Origin of the sequence: Undibacterium sp. RTI2.2 (assembly GCF_035018705.1) — a bacterium.
Classification (GTDB): domain Bacteria; phylum Pseudomonadota; class Gammaproteobacteria; order Burkholderiales; family Burkholderiaceae_D; genus Undibacterium.
Window position 1 is genome coordinate 21,622 of record NZ_JASJXN010000030.1, and the last position, 16,336, is coordinate 37,957.

Annotated in this window: 15 protein-coding genes; all 15 read left to right on the forward strand. The window is 44.0% G+C overall.

What is annotated here, in order from left to right; translation table 11 throughout:
- Positions 1–23: 23 nt before the first annotated feature.
- The 15 genes from rlmN (at position 24) to QN395_RS15445 (ending at position 15,831) form a co-directional block, all read left to right on the forward strand.
- Positions 24–1,181, forward strand: a complete 1,158-nt coding sequence (rlmN, locus tag QN395_RS15375; RefSeq protein WP_322119088.1) for a 23S rRNA (adenine(2503)-C(2))-methyltransferase RlmN — start codon at positions 24–26, stop codon at positions 1,179–1,181.
- The gene (gene pilW, locus QN395_RS15380) at positions 1,178–1,978 is read left to right on the forward strand and encodes a type IV pilus biogenesis/stability protein PilW (RefSeq protein ID WP_322119087.1); all 801 of its coding nucleotides are present in this window, start codon (positions 1,178–1,180) and stop codon (positions 1,976–1,978) included. The genes rlmN and pilW overlap by 4 nt, the downstream gene beginning before the upstream one ends.
- Positions 1,971–2,990 (forward strand): RodZ domain-containing protein, encoded by a 1,020-nt coding sequence (locus tag QN395_RS15385; RefSeq protein ID WP_322119086.1) that lies wholly within the window; start codon positions 1,971–1,973, stop codon positions 2,988–2,990. The genes pilW and QN395_RS15385 overlap by 8 nt, the downstream gene beginning before the upstream one ends.
- A gap of 2 nt (positions 2,991–2,992) precedes the next feature.
- Positions 2,993–4,258: a flavodoxin-dependent (E)-4-hydroxy-3-methylbut-2-enyl-diphosphate synthase gene (ispG, locus tag QN395_RS15390; protein WP_322119085.1), complete on the forward strand. Its 1,266-nt coding sequence runs from the start codon at positions 2,993–2,995 to the stop codon at positions 4,256–4,258.
- 38 nt (positions 4,259–4,296) lie between these two features.
- Positions 4,297–5,658, forward strand: a complete 1,362-nt coding sequence (gene hisS / locus QN395_RS15395; RefSeq protein WP_322119084.1) for a histidine--tRNA ligase — start codon at positions 4,297–4,299, stop codon at positions 5,656–5,658.
- Between the two features lie 12 nt (positions 5,659–5,670).
- Positions 5,671–6,336, forward strand: coding sequence for a tetratricopeptide repeat protein (locus QN395_RS15400; protein ID WP_322119083.1), 666 nt, complete (start codon positions 5,671–5,673; stop codon positions 6,334–6,336).
- Positions 6,337–6,348: 12 nt separating this feature from the next.
- The gene (gene bamB, locus QN395_RS15405; RefSeq protein ID WP_322119082.1) at positions 6,349–7,497 is read left to right on the forward strand and encodes an outer membrane protein assembly factor BamB; all 1,149 of its coding nucleotides are present in this window, start codon (positions 6,349–6,351) and stop codon (positions 7,495–7,497) included.
- Between the two features lie 6 nt (positions 7,498–7,503).
- Positions 7,504–8,847, forward strand: a complete 1,344-nt coding sequence (gene der, locus QN395_RS15410; protein ID WP_323492603.1) for a ribosome biogenesis GTPase Der — start codon at positions 7,504–7,506, stop codon at positions 8,845–8,847.
- Between the two features lie 142 nt (positions 8,848–8,989).
- On the forward strand, positions 8,990–9,226 hold the full coding sequence (gene hfq / locus QN395_RS15415; protein WP_322119080.1) for an RNA chaperone Hfq: 237 nt from the start codon (positions 8,990–8,992) through the stop codon (positions 9,224–9,226).
- A 38-nt stretch (positions 9,227–9,264) separates the two neighbouring features.
- Positions 9,265–10,389 carry a GTPase HflX gene (hflX, locus tag QN395_RS15420; RefSeq protein WP_322119079.1) on the forward strand — a complete coding sequence of 375 codons (1,125 nt, stop codon included), beginning with the start codon at positions 9,265–9,267 and terminating at the stop codon, positions 10,387–10,389.
- A gap of 62 nt (positions 10,390–10,451) precedes the next feature.
- On the forward strand, positions 10,452–11,741 hold the full coding sequence (gene hflK / locus QN395_RS15425; protein WP_322119078.1) for an FtsH protease activity modulator HflK: 1,290 nt from the start codon (positions 10,452–10,454) through the stop codon (positions 11,739–11,741).
- On the forward strand, positions 11,741–12,652 hold the full coding sequence (gene hflC, locus QN395_RS15430; protein WP_322119077.1) for a protease modulator HflC: 912 nt from the start codon (positions 11,741–11,743) through the stop codon (positions 12,650–12,652). The genes hflK and hflC overlap by 1 nt, the downstream gene beginning before the upstream one ends.
- A gap of 133 nt (positions 12,653–12,785) precedes the next feature.
- Positions 12,786–13,937 carry an ATP phosphoribosyltransferase regulatory subunit gene (locus QN395_RS15435; RefSeq protein WP_322119076.1) on the forward strand — a complete coding sequence of 384 codons (1,152 nt, stop codon included), beginning with the start codon at positions 12,786–12,788 and terminating at the stop codon, positions 13,935–13,937.
- A 3-nt stretch (positions 13,938–13,940) separates the two neighbouring features.
- Positions 13,941–15,254, forward strand: coding sequence for an adenylosuccinate synthase (locus QN395_RS15440; RefSeq protein ID WP_322119075.1), 1,314 nt, complete (start codon positions 13,941–13,943; stop codon positions 15,252–15,254).
- A 37-nt stretch (positions 15,255–15,291) separates the two neighbouring features.
- Entirely contained in the window at positions 15,292–15,831 is a 540-nt protein-coding gene (locus QN395_RS15445) for a phosphoribosyltransferase (protein WP_322121577.1), read from the forward strand.
- Positions 15,832–16,336: the final 505 nt, after the last annotated feature.

Here is a 16,336-nt window from a genome sequence, read left to right on the forward strand (position 1 = left end):
GCAGGATGTGAAGGAGGATGCATATGACGGCTCTCACCAATTTGTTGGACCTAGATCCCTTGCAACTCGTCGCTTATTGCGGTGAGTTGGGTGAGAAGCCGTTTCGCGCCAAGCAATTGCAGCGCTGGATACACCAGTTCGGTGCCAGTAGTTTCGAAGAGATGAGCGATCTCGCAAAATCGCTAAGAGAAAAATTATCTACGCGAGCCTTTATTGCCGCTCCTGCGATCATTAGCGACCATACGTCAACAGACGGGACGCGCAAATGGTTGTTGGATGTGGGACAGGGCAATGCTGTAGAAGCAGTATTTATCCCCGAAGAGAATCGTGGAACCTTGTGTATCTCCACCCAGGCCGGTTGTGCAGTCAATTGCCGCTTTTGCTCAACGGGTAAGCAAGGATTTAATCGTAATTTAAGCGTTGGTGAAATTATTGGTCAACTTTGGATGGCTGAGTTTTTATTACGTAAAACTAAAGGTATAGCGCCGGGACCAAAAGGCGAACGTCAAATTACTAACGTAGTAATGATGGGGATGGGCGAACCTTTATTGAATTTTGAGCCAACGGTCACCGCTTTGCGTCTGATGTTAGATGATAATGCCTATGGTTTATCACGTCGTCGTGTTACGTTGTCTACCAGCGGTGTGGTGCCGATGATTGATAAGTTGTCCCAAGAGTGTGCAGTGGCGTTGGCAGTGTCTTTACATGCCTCAAACGACACTCTGCGCGACAGCTTAATACCATTAAATAAAAAACACCCGTTGCATGAATTAATGGCGGCTTGCAAGCGGTATTTGGATTATGCTCCACGTGATTTCGTGACATTTGAATACTGCATGTTGGATGGCGTAAATGATACCGATCAACATGCTCGTGAGCTGGTGCAATTAGTTAAAAATGTTCCCTGTAAGTTTAACTTGATCCCGTTTAACCCTTTTCCGGAGTCGGGTTTAAAACGTTCGGCCAATCCTCGTATAAAGGCTTTTGCCCAAGTGCTGATGGATGCGGGATTAGTGACAACCATACGTAAGACGCGAGGCGATGATATTGATGCCGCCTGTGGGCAGTTAGCAGGTGAGGTTCAGGACCGAACACGAGTGCAAGAACGTATGCAAAAAATGGCGGAATATCAAACCAAGTTCGGTAAAAATTTTGGCAAGATCGTGGAGATCACTCAGTGAAAATTTTTGGATTGCACTATCGTTTTTTATCCGGCGTCGTACTGGCGCTGATGTTGTCCGCATGTGCAAGCAAAAAACCTGAGGGGTTTAAGCCTGAGAGTAACCCGCCAGCTGAAAGCGTCGATTTGCAAAAGAGAGCAGCTATTCGCATGGAATTGGCGATTGGCTATTATCAGCAAGGACAATATAAAGTCGCACTGGATGAAATTAGGCAGGCGTTGATCATGTCCCCTGATTTAGTTGATGCCTATAGCGTCAGAGCTTTGATATACATGGATACTGGTGAGAAGCAGCTGGCGGAAGATGATTTTCAACGTGCTTTAAAATTGACTCCCAATAATTCGGATATAGCAAATAACTACGGTTGGTTCTTGTGCCAAAATGGAAAAGAAAAACAGGCAATGACTTACTTCGATAAGGCATTGAAAGATCCTACGTACTCGAATCCGATTAAGGTGCTTAACAACGCTGGTGTTTGTAGTTTGCGGCTAAAAGATACTGCCAAAGCAGAGGGATATTTTATGCAGGCATTTCGGGCTGACCCATCTAGTCCAACCATAAATGCAAATCTTGCAAAAATTTACTTTGATCGGGGTGAGTACGAGAAAGCCAAGTTTTATATAAACCGTGTACTCAAAGCGGATGTATTTGCTGCAGATGTCCTTTGGTTGGCTATTAAAATAGAAAATAAACTGGGTGATCAGTCGGCTGTCAACGGTTTGGGCGTGCAATTGCGGCGACGTTACGCCAATTCTAAAGAATACGCTCTGTTTCAGCAGGGAGCTTTTAATGAATGATGCTGGTGTGAGTTTGCCTGAAGATCAATTAAATTTATCTATAGTTGCCGATGATGTAGTAATTGACACATCTACAATCAAGTCTGCAGGAGCTTTTCTTGCATTGATGAGGCAACAAAAAGACTTTACTGTCCAGCAAATAGCGGATCAGTTAAAGCTTTCTGCAAGGCAGATAATTGCATTAGAAGCTGATCAATTTGATGCTTTGCCAAAAATGGTAATAGTTCGAGGTTTTATACGGTCTTATGCTAAGTTACTTAAAATAGACGGAGAACCAATTTTGGCATTGTTGCCGAAAAATTTGGAACCTCCAGTGCAGTCCGCGTATTTGAGACCTGCACTGACAACTCCGTTTCTTGAATCCAGATTGCCTTTAATGGGACGTCAGGACGCAAATAACAAAAAATACGTGTGGGGAGCCATTGTTCTTGCTGTGTTGGCGATTAGTTTTTTTGTGATGCAAAAATATGAACGCATCAGTTTTATTCAAAATTTAATATCTTCTAAATCCTCATCCAGTTTGGGGACAACGACCAGGATCGCGATCCCGTCAGATTTGGCGCCCCCCGTTGCCTTAGACACTCTAACCACTCAAAAGAGCTCAGATGGACAACTTCAAATCCCGTCTTCTGATACGGCGCGGGCTAAGGTTGCGCAGTCTGATCAAGGCACAGTTGCGGATGTCTCTCCAGTGCCACCTTTAAATACTAACGTGTCTGATCAGCAAGCAACTATTTCCGCTCAATCTACCCTGCCTGCGGTAGTTAATTCACCAAATAATTTAATAAAATTTAAATTTCGGCAAGATTCTTGGATACTACTAAAGCGTGAAAACGGTAGCGTATTAACGTCCCACATGGCAAAGGCCGGAACAGAAGAGAGTTTTGATGTAAAAGAAGTTTTGCAGATAAAAATTGGCAATGCAGCTGGTGTTGATGGGACATTACGTGGCGTTTCTCTAAATATTGCGCCGACAAAAGAAAGCAACGTTTTTAACCTAAGTGTGAAGTAAGTATGACATCTTCTTTTTCTGGCATAGCATCTGGACCATTTATACGCCGCTTGAGCCGGAGTACAAAAATTGTATATGGCTCGCGTCAAGTTATCGTTGGTGGTTCTGCGCCAGTTGTGGTTCAGTCGATGACAAACACGGATACCGCTGATGTAATCGGTACTGCCATTCAAATTAAAGAGTTAGCAAGAGCTGGTTCTGAACTTGTTAGGTTGACTGTTAATAATGCGGAAGCTGCGGCAGCAGTGCCAGCGATTCGTGCGCAATTGGATAAGATGGAAATAGATGTTCCCTTGGTTGGGGATTTTCATTACAACGGACATACGTTGCTAAAAGACTTTCCTGATTGTGCCCGGGCTTTATCCAAGTATCGTATCAATCCAGGCAATGTAGGGCAGGGCGCAAAACGCGATACTCAGTTTGCACAGATGATAGAGATGGCATGTTTCTACGATAAGCCTGTTCGTATCGGAGTGAACTGGGGGAGTCTCGATCAAGCTTTACTCGCGCGTATTATGGATGAAAACGCACAGCGTGCAGAGCCGTGGAGTGCGCAAACGGTGATGTATGAGGCGTTGATTACATCTGCAATAGAAAATGCACAACGAGCTGAAGAGCTAGGTTTAGCTGGCGATAAGATTATTCTGTCTTGCAAGGTTTCAGGAGTGCAGGATTTAATTGCTGTGTATCGAGAACTTGCGCAGCGCTGTGACTTTCCTTTGCATTTAGGCTTGACAGAAGCAGGTATGGGCAGCAAAGGTATTGTGGCATCGACAGCCGCACTATCTGTGTTGTTGCAAGAGGGGATTGGCGATACGATTCGTATTTCTCTTACTCCTGAGCCAGGCGGTGATCGTTGTAAGGAAGTCGTAGTTGGGCAAGAAATTTTACAGACGATGGGTTTAAGAAAATTCACTCCTATGGTGATTGCTTGCCCAGGATGCGGGCGTACTACTTCTACTGTATTCCAAGAATTGGCAGATAGTATTCAAACCTTTTTACGCGATCAGATGCCTGTTTGGAAAAAACAATATCCCGGCGTGGAAAGCATGAATGTTGCGGTGATGGGCTGTATCGTAAATGGTCCCGGAGAATCCAAACATGCCAATATTGGGATTAGCTTGCCTGGTACCGGCGAGTCTCCTGCCGCACCCGTTTTTATTGATGGAGCAAAGGCGCTCACTTTGCGAGGCGATAATATCTCAGAAGAATTCCAAGCTATCGTATTGGATTATGTGAAGAATCATTACACTCCCTCTAATGTGTAACCAACGTATGCGGCTAATAAATAATTAGGTTGTAAAGTATGTCTGAAAATAAAAAAATAGAAAAAATTGTTGGTGTGAAGGGGATGAATGACCTTCTTCCAACCGATTCTCCCTTATGGGAATTGTTTGAAAATACGGTGCAGTCTGTTTTGAAGAGTTATGGCTTTCAACAAATTCGTACGCCTATCGTTGAGCCTACGGCCTTATTTGCTCGCGGTCTTGGTGAAGTTACTGATATCGTTGAGAAGGAAATGTACTCCTTTGAAGATGCAATGAATGGGGATAAATTAACCCTGCGTCCAGAGAACACGGCCGGCGTTGTGCGTGCAGCACTAGAGCATAATTTGACTTACGAAGGTCCGCGACGTCTTTGGTACAACGGACCCATGTTTAGGCATGAAAAGCCGCAACGTGGACGCTATCGTCAATTCCATCAAGTAGGGGCTGAGGCTTTAGGCTTTAGTGGCCCTGATATCGATGCAGAATTAATCATTATGTGTCAGCGTCTTTGGGATGATTTAGGTTTGCAAGACGTACGTCTTGAACTAAATTCGATTGGTGACGCAGAAGAGCGTATTCAGCATCGTGTAGCATTGATTGCCTACTTTGAACATCATAAAGATATTTTAGATGCCGAGGCGCAGCGACGCTTGCATAGCAATCCTCTGCGTATTCTTGACACTAAAAATCCGGCAATGCAAGAAATGGTAAATGCTGCACCTAAGCTGCTTAGTTATCTTGGTGAAGAGTCTATGTCACACTTCTTAGGTGTTCAAAAAATATTGCGTGACAATAGTATTCCATTCACGATCAATACACGTCTGGTGCGCGGCATGGATTATTACAACCGTACAGTTTTTGAGTGGGTAACTGATCAATTGGGTTCACAAGGTACAGTGTGTGCAGGTGGTCGCTATGATTCCTTATTTAGTATTTTCGGTGGTAAACCTACTCCCGCTTGTGGCTTCGCAATGGGGATTGAGCGATTGTTGGAGTTAATGAAAGCATCTGGCGAGACACATGCGCCAGCCCAATGCGATATCTATCTTGTGCATCAAGGTAGCAAAGCACAAGAACAATCTTTCGTATTAGGCGAGCGTTTGCGCGATGCGGGGCTAGATGTTGTGTTACATTGCGCAACTGCAAGCGGTGTAGGTAGTTTTAAATCGCAAATGAAAAAAGCAGACGGTAGTGGAGCAGCCTACGCAGTCATCATCGGTGAGGATGAGTCCGCATCGAATACTGTCAGTATCAAAGCAATGCGCACGGAAGATATGGAGAATAACCAAGTCACGGTGCCGTTTGATACTGCTGTTGATTATTTGGTTGACCAGATCGCTGGGATCGGTGATGCAGGCGAATGCTGTGACGATCCAACTCATATTCATATTCATCACTAGACTTTATACAAAATGGCATACGATCTCGAAGAACAAGAGCAATTAGACACTCTCAAAGCATGGTGGAAACAATACGGCAACCTAGTTACTTGGCTGTTGGTAATCGCTTTATCTGCTTACGCTGCATGGACGGGCTGGACCAGCTATCAGCGTGATCAGTCAAGTCAGGCGTCACAATTGTATGACGTGCTACAAAAGGCGGTGCAAGCTAAAGATAATGCAAAAGTGCAGCGAGCGGCTAATGACGTCGTTCAAAAATTTTCTAAAACACCATATGCGGCAATGTCCGCAATGACAGCAGCTAAGAGTGCTTTTGATGCTGGAGATATCAAAGTAGTCAAAGCCCAATTACATTGGGTCATTGATCATAGTAGTGTGGAAGAATATAAAGCGATCGCAAAAATTCGTTTAGCAGGTATTGCCTTGGATGAACGAGCTTACGATGAAGGACTAGCTTTTTTGTCAGGTGATTTTTCGCCAGAATTTGCTGGAGATATTGCTGATCGGAAAGGCGATATTTATCTCGCTCAAAATAAACCTGTAGAAGCCCGCGCTGCATTTCAGAGTGCATTAGAAAAGACAAAAGAGAAAAATCCTGCGCGTCAGTTAATCCAAATAAAGCTCGATGCTCTTGGTGGTGCCGAGGCTAAGCTTGCAAGTAATTCAGCTAGTAAATAATAGGAGTAGTTCATGCATTTTTCTGGCAAATTGCTGGCCTCATTAGTATTGCTTTCCCTCGCGGCTTGTTCCTCTATGAATCCGTTTGCGAGTAAGTCTGAAACAAAAAATATTCCGGCTACCTTGCAGGATTTTACTGTGACCATGCCAGTGAAGACTCTTTGGTCAAGCTCGGTTGGCTCATCAGGTGAATATGTATTTACGCCTGCTCAAGTTGGTGCAGACGTATATGCGGCTGCAGTGGATGGTACTGTAGTTAGATTGGATGCTGCTAATGGTCGGGCGGTCTGGCGTATCAATGCAGGCTCTTCTTTGACTGCTGGAGTTGGTGCTAGCGCTTCTGTAATAGTTGTTGCAGGGCGAAAAGGTATGTTATTCGCTTTTGATACCGAGGGTAAGTTGCACTGGAGTGTACAAACTTCCAGCGAGATACTTTCCTCTCCAGCTGTGGCCAAAGATGTTGTGGTTGTTCGTAGTATGGATAACAAAATCGCGGCGTACGATATAGCAACAGGAACAAAAAAATGGTCTATCGAGAGACCACTGCCAATTTTGACCTTACGTACCATTCAAGGCATCGCAATCGCGGATCAGTGGGCTATAGTCGCATTGCCTGGCGGTAAGCTAGCATCTTTTTCTTTAGCTAATGGAGGTTTGCGTTGGGAGGTTGCTGTTGCAGATCCTAAAGGTGCGACTGAGCTTGAGCGAATTACCGATGTTTCTGGAACTCCGTTTATTATTGGAAATGAGGCTTGTGTTTCTGCTTATCAAGGACGTGTTGGTTGTTATGACTTAACCACTGGTGCTGCGCGCTGGGCGAAAACTTTATCCAGCGAAGTTGGTGTAAGTGCAGATGAGCGATTTGTTTTTGCCGCAGATAATTCGGGCGCTGTATCCGCTTATGCTCGTAGTACCGGTGCTAGTGTTTGGCGAAATGATAAATTAGCTTACAGGCGTTTGTCCGCACCAATTTCTTTCGGTCGAGCTGTTGCTGTTGGCGACGGTTCTGGCTTTATCCATTTTCTCTCACGAGAGGATGGTTCTTTCATCGGTCGTATTAGTACCGATGGCAGTCAAATTTTGGCAGCTCCAACTGTAGTTGGCTCGAGTTTGATCGTTCAAACCAAATCAGGGGCAGTGGTTGCATTGACAACCGAGTAATACTAAATGAAGCCGGTTATTGCACTTATAGGTCGACCAAATGTCGGCAAATCCACGCTGTTCAATCGACTTACTCGCTCTCGTGACGCGCTAGTGGCAGATCTTCCTGGTTTGACAAGGGATAGGCATTACGGTGAGGGACGTATTGGTGAACGTCCATTTTTGGTTATAGATACTGGTGGTTTCGAGCCCGTTGCCAAAGAAGGCATCATGCATGAAATGGCTAAGCAAACTAAGCAGGCTGTAGCTGAGGCTGATGTGGTTGTGTTTATCGTTGATGGACGTCAGGGTTTGACTCCGCATGATAAAACTATTACGGATTTTTTGCGAAAATCTGGACGCTCCGTGATGTTGGTAGTAAATAAAGCTGAGGGTATGAAATATAGCTCTGTTACAGCCGATTTTTATGAATTAGGGTTAGGCGATCCGTACGTCATTTCAGCAGCGCACGGAGATGGCGTAACAGATTTAGTTGAGGAGTCGTTAGACATTGCGTTTGCGCAAAGACCTCCAGAATTGGAGGAGCCAGATGATGTCGTAAGGGGAATCAAGCTCGCGATAGTTGGGCGTCCCAATGTTGGTAAATCAACTTTAGTTAACACACTATTAGGCGAGGATCGGGTCATAGCATTTGATATGCCCGGTACTACCCGTGATTCGATTGAAATTCCTTTTGAGCGCGATGGAAAACATTACACTTTGATTGACACAGCGGGTATTCGCCGCCGTGGAAAAGTGTTTGAGGCAATAGAAAAATTTTCTGTAGTCAAAACTTTACAATCGGTTTCGGAAGCAAATGTCGTGTTGCTGATGCTCGATGCGCAGCAAGATATATCTGAGCAAGATGCACATATAGCGGGCTTTATCTTGGAGTCTGGACGAGCCTTAGTTATTGGTGTCAATAAATGGGATGGCTTGCAAACCGACAGACGCGATGAAATCAAATTAGATATTGAACGTAAGCTAAATTTTTTAACATTTGCTAAGTTTCATTTTATTTCTGCTTTAAAAGCTAGCGGTATTGCCTCTTTAATGAAATCAGTCGATGCTGCTTATGCTGCAGCAACAGCGAACTTATCAACGCCAAAATTAACTCGTGCGTTGATAGAAGCTGTGGAGCATCAGCAGCCGAAGCGTAAAGGCTCGATAAGACCTAAGCTGCGTTATGCCCACCAAGGCGGTCAAAATCCACCCATTATTGTTATTCACGGCAATGCCTTGGATTCCATTGGTGATGTATATAAACGCTATTTGGAAAAACATTTCCGAGAAACCTTTTCTTTAGTGGGAACCCCTTTGCGCATAGAAATGCGCTCAGGTAAAAATCCTTTCTCTAAAACTGAAAAATAAGAATTTTCATTTGATCGTTGGTGGATCTAGCAAGCAGCGCAAGCGAAAATAGATTACAGTTACAAGGTAATCAACTATTGGGACTCTTGAACTTTTGCAATGTGTCCCCAACTCCTGATCACAACAACATATTGGAGCTGTTATGAGTAATAAAGGGCAACTGTTACAAGACCCGTTCTTGAACGCACTTCGTAAAGAACATATTCCTGTATCCATCTATTTGGTGAATGGCATTAAGTTGCAAGGTCATATTGAATCTTTTGATCAATACGTAGTTTTATTGCGTAATACAGTGACGCAGATGGTATACAAACACGCCATTTCTACTGTTGTTCCCGCACGTGCTGTGACCATCAATACTGAGTCAGAGCCCGAGTAATTATTAGGCATTTATTTTTTGAAAAATAAAATTTTTCTATGCGCGCCGTTTTAATCGGTGTGGACTTCGGTAAAGATGATTTTGCCGCTAGTTTAGAAGAACTATCTCTGCTCTCCCAATCTGCGGGGGCAGAGCCCATCACAACCATTACCTGCAAGCGCTCTAGTCCTGATGCTGCGTTATTTGTGGGCTCTGGTAAAGCGGATGAGATTGCAAATACCATTGCTGATGCTGAGCTCGATATTGCAATCTTTAATCATGCATTATCACCTGCACAACAGCGGAATTTAGAGCGACGTTTGAAAATACGGGTGGTCGACAGAACTAGTCTGATTCTTGATATTTTCGCGCAGCGTGCTCATAGTCATGAAGGTAAAGTCCAAGTCGAATTAGCGCAGTTGCAGCATCTTGCTACAAGGTTGATACGCGGCTGGACTCATCTGGAGCGACAAAAGGGTGGTATTGGTTTGCGCGGGCCTGGAGAGACTCAGCTTGAAACTGATCGCCGTTTAATCGGGGATCGAGTTAAAGCACTTAAAGCTCGTATGGGTAAGTTGCATAAGCAGCGTGAAACACAAAGACGTTCGCGTGGTAGAAGCCACACCTTTTCAGTATCTTTGGTTGGTTATACCAATGCGGGTAAATCTACGTTATTTAATTCGTTGACGAAGGCGGGTGCTTACGCAGCAGACCAGTTGTTTGCTACGTTAGACACTACATCACGACGTTTGTATCTTGCCGATGCAGGTAGTGTCGTGATATCTGACACGGTAGGGTTCATCAGGGAACTACCGCATCAATTGGTCGATGCATTTCGTGCTACTTTGGAAGAGACAATTCATGCCGATCTGTTGTTGCATATAGTTGATGCAAGTAGCCCAGTGCGCTTAGACCAAATTCAACAAGTTAATGACGTATTGAAAGAGATCGGTGCTGACCATATTCCTCAATTATTGGTTTGGAATAAGATCGATTTGGCTGGTTTGGAGCCGAGTTTGGAGCTAGGTGAGTATGATAAAATTCAAAGAGTTTTTTTGAGTGCGCAAACTGGTGCCGGAGTAGGTTTGTTGCGGCAAGCGGTTACAGAGTTTGCTAAAGACTACGCATTAAAAAGAAATAATCCAGTAGAGATCGCCCAGTTTGATGATGCGCGGTTTGTCTAAAAATTTATTCAGTATTAAGTCTATTTGTAGTTCAACTCATTATTTTATTGGATAACGACAGAATGTTCGTTTCACTTCTAAAAAAAATTGGCTTAACGATGTCGTTGAACGATCCTCAGTGGGGTCGTGGCTCTCAAAATAACGACAAGGATGGCAAGAAGCCACCTGAGGGCCCACCCGATTTAGAGAAATTATGGCGCGACTTTAATGAACGCATTAGTCGTTTCCTAGGCTCAAAAAATAATGGTAATAATGGCGGCGGTGGCGGTGGATTCACTCCTGATGCTGCCAGTGCTAAATTAGGTGTAAGCATCATCGTTGTTGTGCTGGCGTTTATTTGGTTAATCAGTGGATTCTTCATTGTTCAAGAAGGTCAAACCGGCGTTATTACGACATTTGGTAAGTTCAGCCATACAACAATGTCCGGTTTTAACTGGCGTTGGCCTTACCCGATTCAGGCTCATGAAATCGTCGACGTTTCTCAGGTACGCACCGTCGAAGTTGGTTATCGCTCCAATGTTAAGAATAAAGAGCCAAAAGAAGCACTGATGTTGACCGAGGATGAAAATATCATCGATATTCAGTTCGCCGTTCAATATAAATTAAAGAGTGCGTCTGATTGGCTGTTTAATAATCGTGATCCAGAGGGTACGATCAAGCAAGTTGCAGAAACTGCGATTCGTGAAGTTGTAGGGAAAAGTAAAATGGATTTTGTTCTGTACGAGGGACGAGAAAAGGTTGCGCAAGATGTTGGTGCTTTAATGCAGCAAATTCTTGAACGGTATCAAGCCGGTGTACAGGTTGCGAATGTCACGATGCAAGGTGTACAGCCTCCTGAGCAAGTACAAGCAGCTTTTGATGATGCCGTAAAAGCAGGTCAGGATAAAGAACGTCAAAAAAACGAAGGCCAAGCCTACGCAAACGATGTGATTCCGAAAGCACGTGGTGAGGCATCGCGCATGTTGCAAGAGTCAGAAGCATACGAGTCAAGAATTGTAGCGACCGCCGAAGGTAATGCATCGCGTTTTAAGCAAGTGTTGGCTGAATATCAAAAGGCGCCTGCAGTTACGCGAGACCGTATGTATCTTGAAACGATGCAACAAATTTTTTCCAGTACGACTAAGGTCATGATGGATTCTAAGAGTGGTAACAATATGATTTATCTTCCTTTAGATAAGTTAATTCAAGCGTCGGATAATGCCAATGTTAAGTCCTCACCTTCATCTGTAACAACGACACCGGCAGCACCAACCCCGCAAGTAACTGAGCAGATTCCGACGGTTGAGTTGCGCTACAGTAAAGACGGCAGATCCCGTGATAGTCGTGATTCTCGTGATCGGGAGGTAAGATAATGAATAAGTTATTTTCCTCGATACTTGCTCTCATCGTTGCAATAATGATTTTGTATTCCACGATTTTTGTTGTGGATCAAAAATCATATGCCATTGTTTTTGCATTAGGTGAAGTAAAAGCGGTGATTAGCGAGCCAGGCTTGCATTTCAAATTGCCACCACCGTTTCAAAATGTTTTGTTTTTAGATAAACGTATTTTGACGATAGATACTCCAGATGCAGATCGTTTCATTACGGCAGAAAAGAAAAACATATTGGTTGATGCTTTCGTAAAATGGCACATTATCGAGCCAAAATTGTATTACGTTAGCTTCAAAGGTGATGAGGGCAGAGCTCGTGACCGCTTATATCAAATTGTAAAAGCAGCCTTAAATGATGAAATCACTAAACGCACTGTACGTGAAGTCATTTCTGGTGAGCGTGGCAAAGTTATGGAAGCGATCCGCGTCAAAGTTACTGATGAGGCAAAGCAAATCGGCGTAGAGATTATTGATGTGCGATTGAAACGCGTTGATTATGTAGATCAGATCAATAGTTCAGTTTACGATCGAATGAAAGCAGAGCGTACTCGCGTGGCCAATGAATTACGCTCTACCGGATCTGCCGATTCCGAAAAAATCAGAGCAGATGCAGATAAACAAAGAACGGTAATTCTGGCTGAAGCATATCGTGAGGCTGAAAAGATGCGTGGCGCTGGTGATGCTGAAGCGTCACAAATCTATGCGCAGGCGTTCGGTCAAAATCCAGAGTTTTACAAATTTTATCGCAGCTTGGAGGCATATCGTGCCAGCTTTAAAACTAAGAATGATGTGATGGTAGTTGATCCAAATTCTGAGTTTTTTAAATATTTTAAAGCGCCTGGCGTAGGTGGCTCAAGTGGTTCAGCCGTCGCTCCAAGTAAGTCAAAGTAATTAATTTATTAAGTAATACCCGTAACTGACAAGGTGATAACGTAGGTCGTGCTATCTAATATGATGGCAGACCTACGTTTGTTGCGTTTGAGGTTTGATAATTTGTTGTTTGTTTTTATTTGATTGTAAGCTCATGCCAAATTGGCTTTTACCGGAAAATATTGCTGATGTTTTGCCATCCGAAGCACGCAAAATAGAAGAGTTACGACGTGTGTTGTTGGACAATTTTAGATTGTATGGCTACGAGTTGGTCATGCCACCTTTACTCGAATACATAGAATCCTTGCTGACAGGTGCCGGTCAGGACATGGATTTGCGTATGTTTAAATTGGTTGATCAATTATCCGGCCGAACCATGGGAGTTCGGGCTGATATGACAACTCAGGTCGCAAGGATTGATGCGCATTTACTGAACCGTAATTCTGTGACGCGTTTATGTTATGCAGGCAGTGTATTGCACACGCGCCCGTCTGGCCTGCATGCAACACGTGAGCCAATTCAGATTGGTGCTGAAATTTATGGGCATGCTGGTTTAGAGGCGGATGCTGAAATCCAGGAATTAGCGTTAGCTTCTTTAGCAATAGCAAATATCTCAGAAGTGCACCTTGACCTTTGCCATGTTGGTGTACTGAGATCTCTGTTAGAAAGTGATCCCGTTGCTAAAAAGCATGCGTCTAGTTTATTCGCCTTACTGGAAGCGAAAGACTTGTCTGCAATAGAGTTAATTTCTAAAGAGTTTAGTCCGGTCGTAAGGCAAGCTTTGTTAGATTTGCCTAAGTTATATGGAGATATCTCGGTGATTGAGCGCGCACGCGCTATATTGCCGCCACTTACTGGAATTGCTGTTGCCTTGGATGAGCTTGACTATCTGGTGAAGCTTGCCGGTAGTGCGAGAGTTACGATAGATTTGGCAGATTTACGTGGATATCATTACCACAGCGGAGTAATGTTTAATGCTTTTGTGCCAGGCTTACCAAATGCAGTTGCTCGCGGCGGACGTTACGATCATGTTGGTGAAGCTTTTGGCCGTGCACGCCCAGCGACTGGATTTTCACTTGATTTACGCGAGTTAGCGCGTCTAATGCCATCGGCAGAGCGCAAAGATGCGATTCTTGCCCCATGGAGTAAAGACCCTGCACTGCGAATAAAGATTGGTGAATTACGCAAAAGTGGAGAAATTGTTATTCAAAGTTTGCCAGGTCATGAGAGCGAACAGGACGAATTTGACTGTAATAGGGCAGTCGTATTTGATGGTAGTCATTGGATTCTTAAAAGTGTAGGTTAAGTGATGTCACAAAATAAAATCGCAAAAAACGTCGTCGTTATTGGTACCCAGTGGGGCGATGAAGGTAAGGGCAAAATCGTTGACTGGTTGACGGATCACGCACAAGGCGTAGTTCGTTTTCAAGGCGGACATAATGCTGGTCACACTTTGGTGATTGGCGGGCAAAAAACGGCATTGCAATTGATCCCCTCCGGCATCATGCGCGCTGGCACTGCTTGCTATATCGGGAATGGCGTTGTGTTGTCAGTCCCCGATTTATTACGTGAAATTGATAAACTGCAGGCCAATGGCGTAGAGGTTGTATCGCGCCTCAAAATTTCAGAAGCTTGCCCGGTAATTCTGCCTTACCACACGGCACTTGATGCAGCGCGTGAAGTAGCGCGTGGCGCGGCCAAAATTGGTACGACTGGAAAAGGCATCGGCCCAGCGTATGAAGATAAAGTCGCTCGTCGTGCGATTCGCGTTGCCGATTTGCTTAACGCAGAACGCTTTGCTGAAAAACTCAAAGAGAATCTGGATTACCACAATTTTGTGCTAACCAATTACCTCAAAGCGCCAGCCGTTGATTTTCAAAAAACATTGGATGATACCTTGGCAAATGTGCCGCGTATCCGTCCTATGGTTGCCGATGTTTCTAGCGCCCTTTATGCCGCATATAAAAATGGCGCTAGCTTGCTGTTTGAAGGTGCACAAGGTAGTTTGTTAGATGTGGATCATGGCACATACCCGTTCGTTACCTCCAGCAATTGCGTCGCGGGTAACGCTGCCGCAGGCTCTGGTGTTGGCCCAAATATGTTGCATTACATTTTGGGAATTACTAAAGCCTATACAACCCGTGTTGGCTCTGGCCCTTTCCCTTCTGAATTGCCGACGGATCAAGGTGTTGGAAAACATTTAGCTAGCGTTGGACATGAGTTTGGTACAGTCACTGGCCGCGCTCGTCGTTGCGGCTGGTTTGATGCAGCACTGCTGAAGCGTTCTGTACAGATCAATGGCGTGTCTGGCATGTGCTTAACCAAGCTAGACGTGTTGGATGGTGTTGAGACATTGAAGCTTTGTACTGGCTATATCGTTGATGGTAAAGCCGTGGATATCTTCCCGGTTGGCGCCGAAGAAGCAGCTCGTTGTGTCGCTGTTTATGAGGAAATGCCAGGCTGGACAGAAACAACCGTAGGTGCAAAAAGTATGGATGCCTTGCCATTGAACGCGCGTAATTATATTAAGCGTATTGAAGAATTAGTTGGCGTGCCTATTGATATGGTTTCTACTGGCCCGGATCGGGAAGAGACTATCGTTTTGCGTCACCCATTTCTATAATTCAGCAAATAAATAAAATAAGGGAAGTAAGATGACGTTGCCAGCTTCAACAGATAAAGATTTATGGGTTTCATGGGAGTCCTACCATCGCTCCGTCGAGCATTTGGCGTTAAAAGTATATGAGTCTGGTTGGAAGTTTGACCAGATTTTATGCCTCGCGCGTGGTGGCTTGCGTCCCGGTGATACTTTATCCCGTATTTTTGATGTGCCATTGGCAATTTTATCGACTAGCTCGTATCGTGAAGACGCGGGTACAGTGCAGGGATCATTGGATATAGGTAAATATATTTCGATGACCAAGGGTAGTTTGCAAGGACGCGTTTTAGTAGTGGATGATCTGGTCGATTCCGGTGTCACCTTAGAAAAAGTTTTGCATCATCTGCGTGAAAATTTCCCAGGTGTTACTGAGGCCAAATCAGCCGTGATTTGGTATAAGGCTTGCTCGACTGTAAAGCCAGATTTTTATCTGGATTACCTTGCAAGCAATCCTTGGATACATCAACCTTTTGAAGAGTACGACAGTATTCGACCACAGCAATTAAATGCTTGGTTAAAAAAAGGTGAGACAAAAGAGTAATCATCATGATGGGAGCAAACAAAATTTGCTCCCGTTTTTTTTGATATTGATAAGACATAGATCATTCGAATTAACAGAAATCAAGCCCCACGCGAATTCAAAACTAATTGCCCAACAGGAATACAAAATCGGTATTACCTATTGTTGAGAGTGATATTTGATCCACGGATTTATCGAGTTAAATATACTCCCCTAGATTTTCAATAAAAATGCTGTATTGTCCAATTAATCTCTGGACAATTAAAATATACTCACTATCAGTATTAATATTGTTGGAGCGTTTAGATCTATCAATGATGCTCGCATAGCTGCTTATAGTGACTCTTAGTTTGTATCTGTTCGCAGCTTGTGAATAAATATAAAGCGGTATGGTGTTGCTTGAAATTCCGGTTGTTGTACACATAACCAAACTATTCAACGATTGATTACATAGCCTAAACAATTAAGATAAATAAGCAAACAGGCAATCAAAATGATGAGTAAATTATTAACAAATAACGGACAA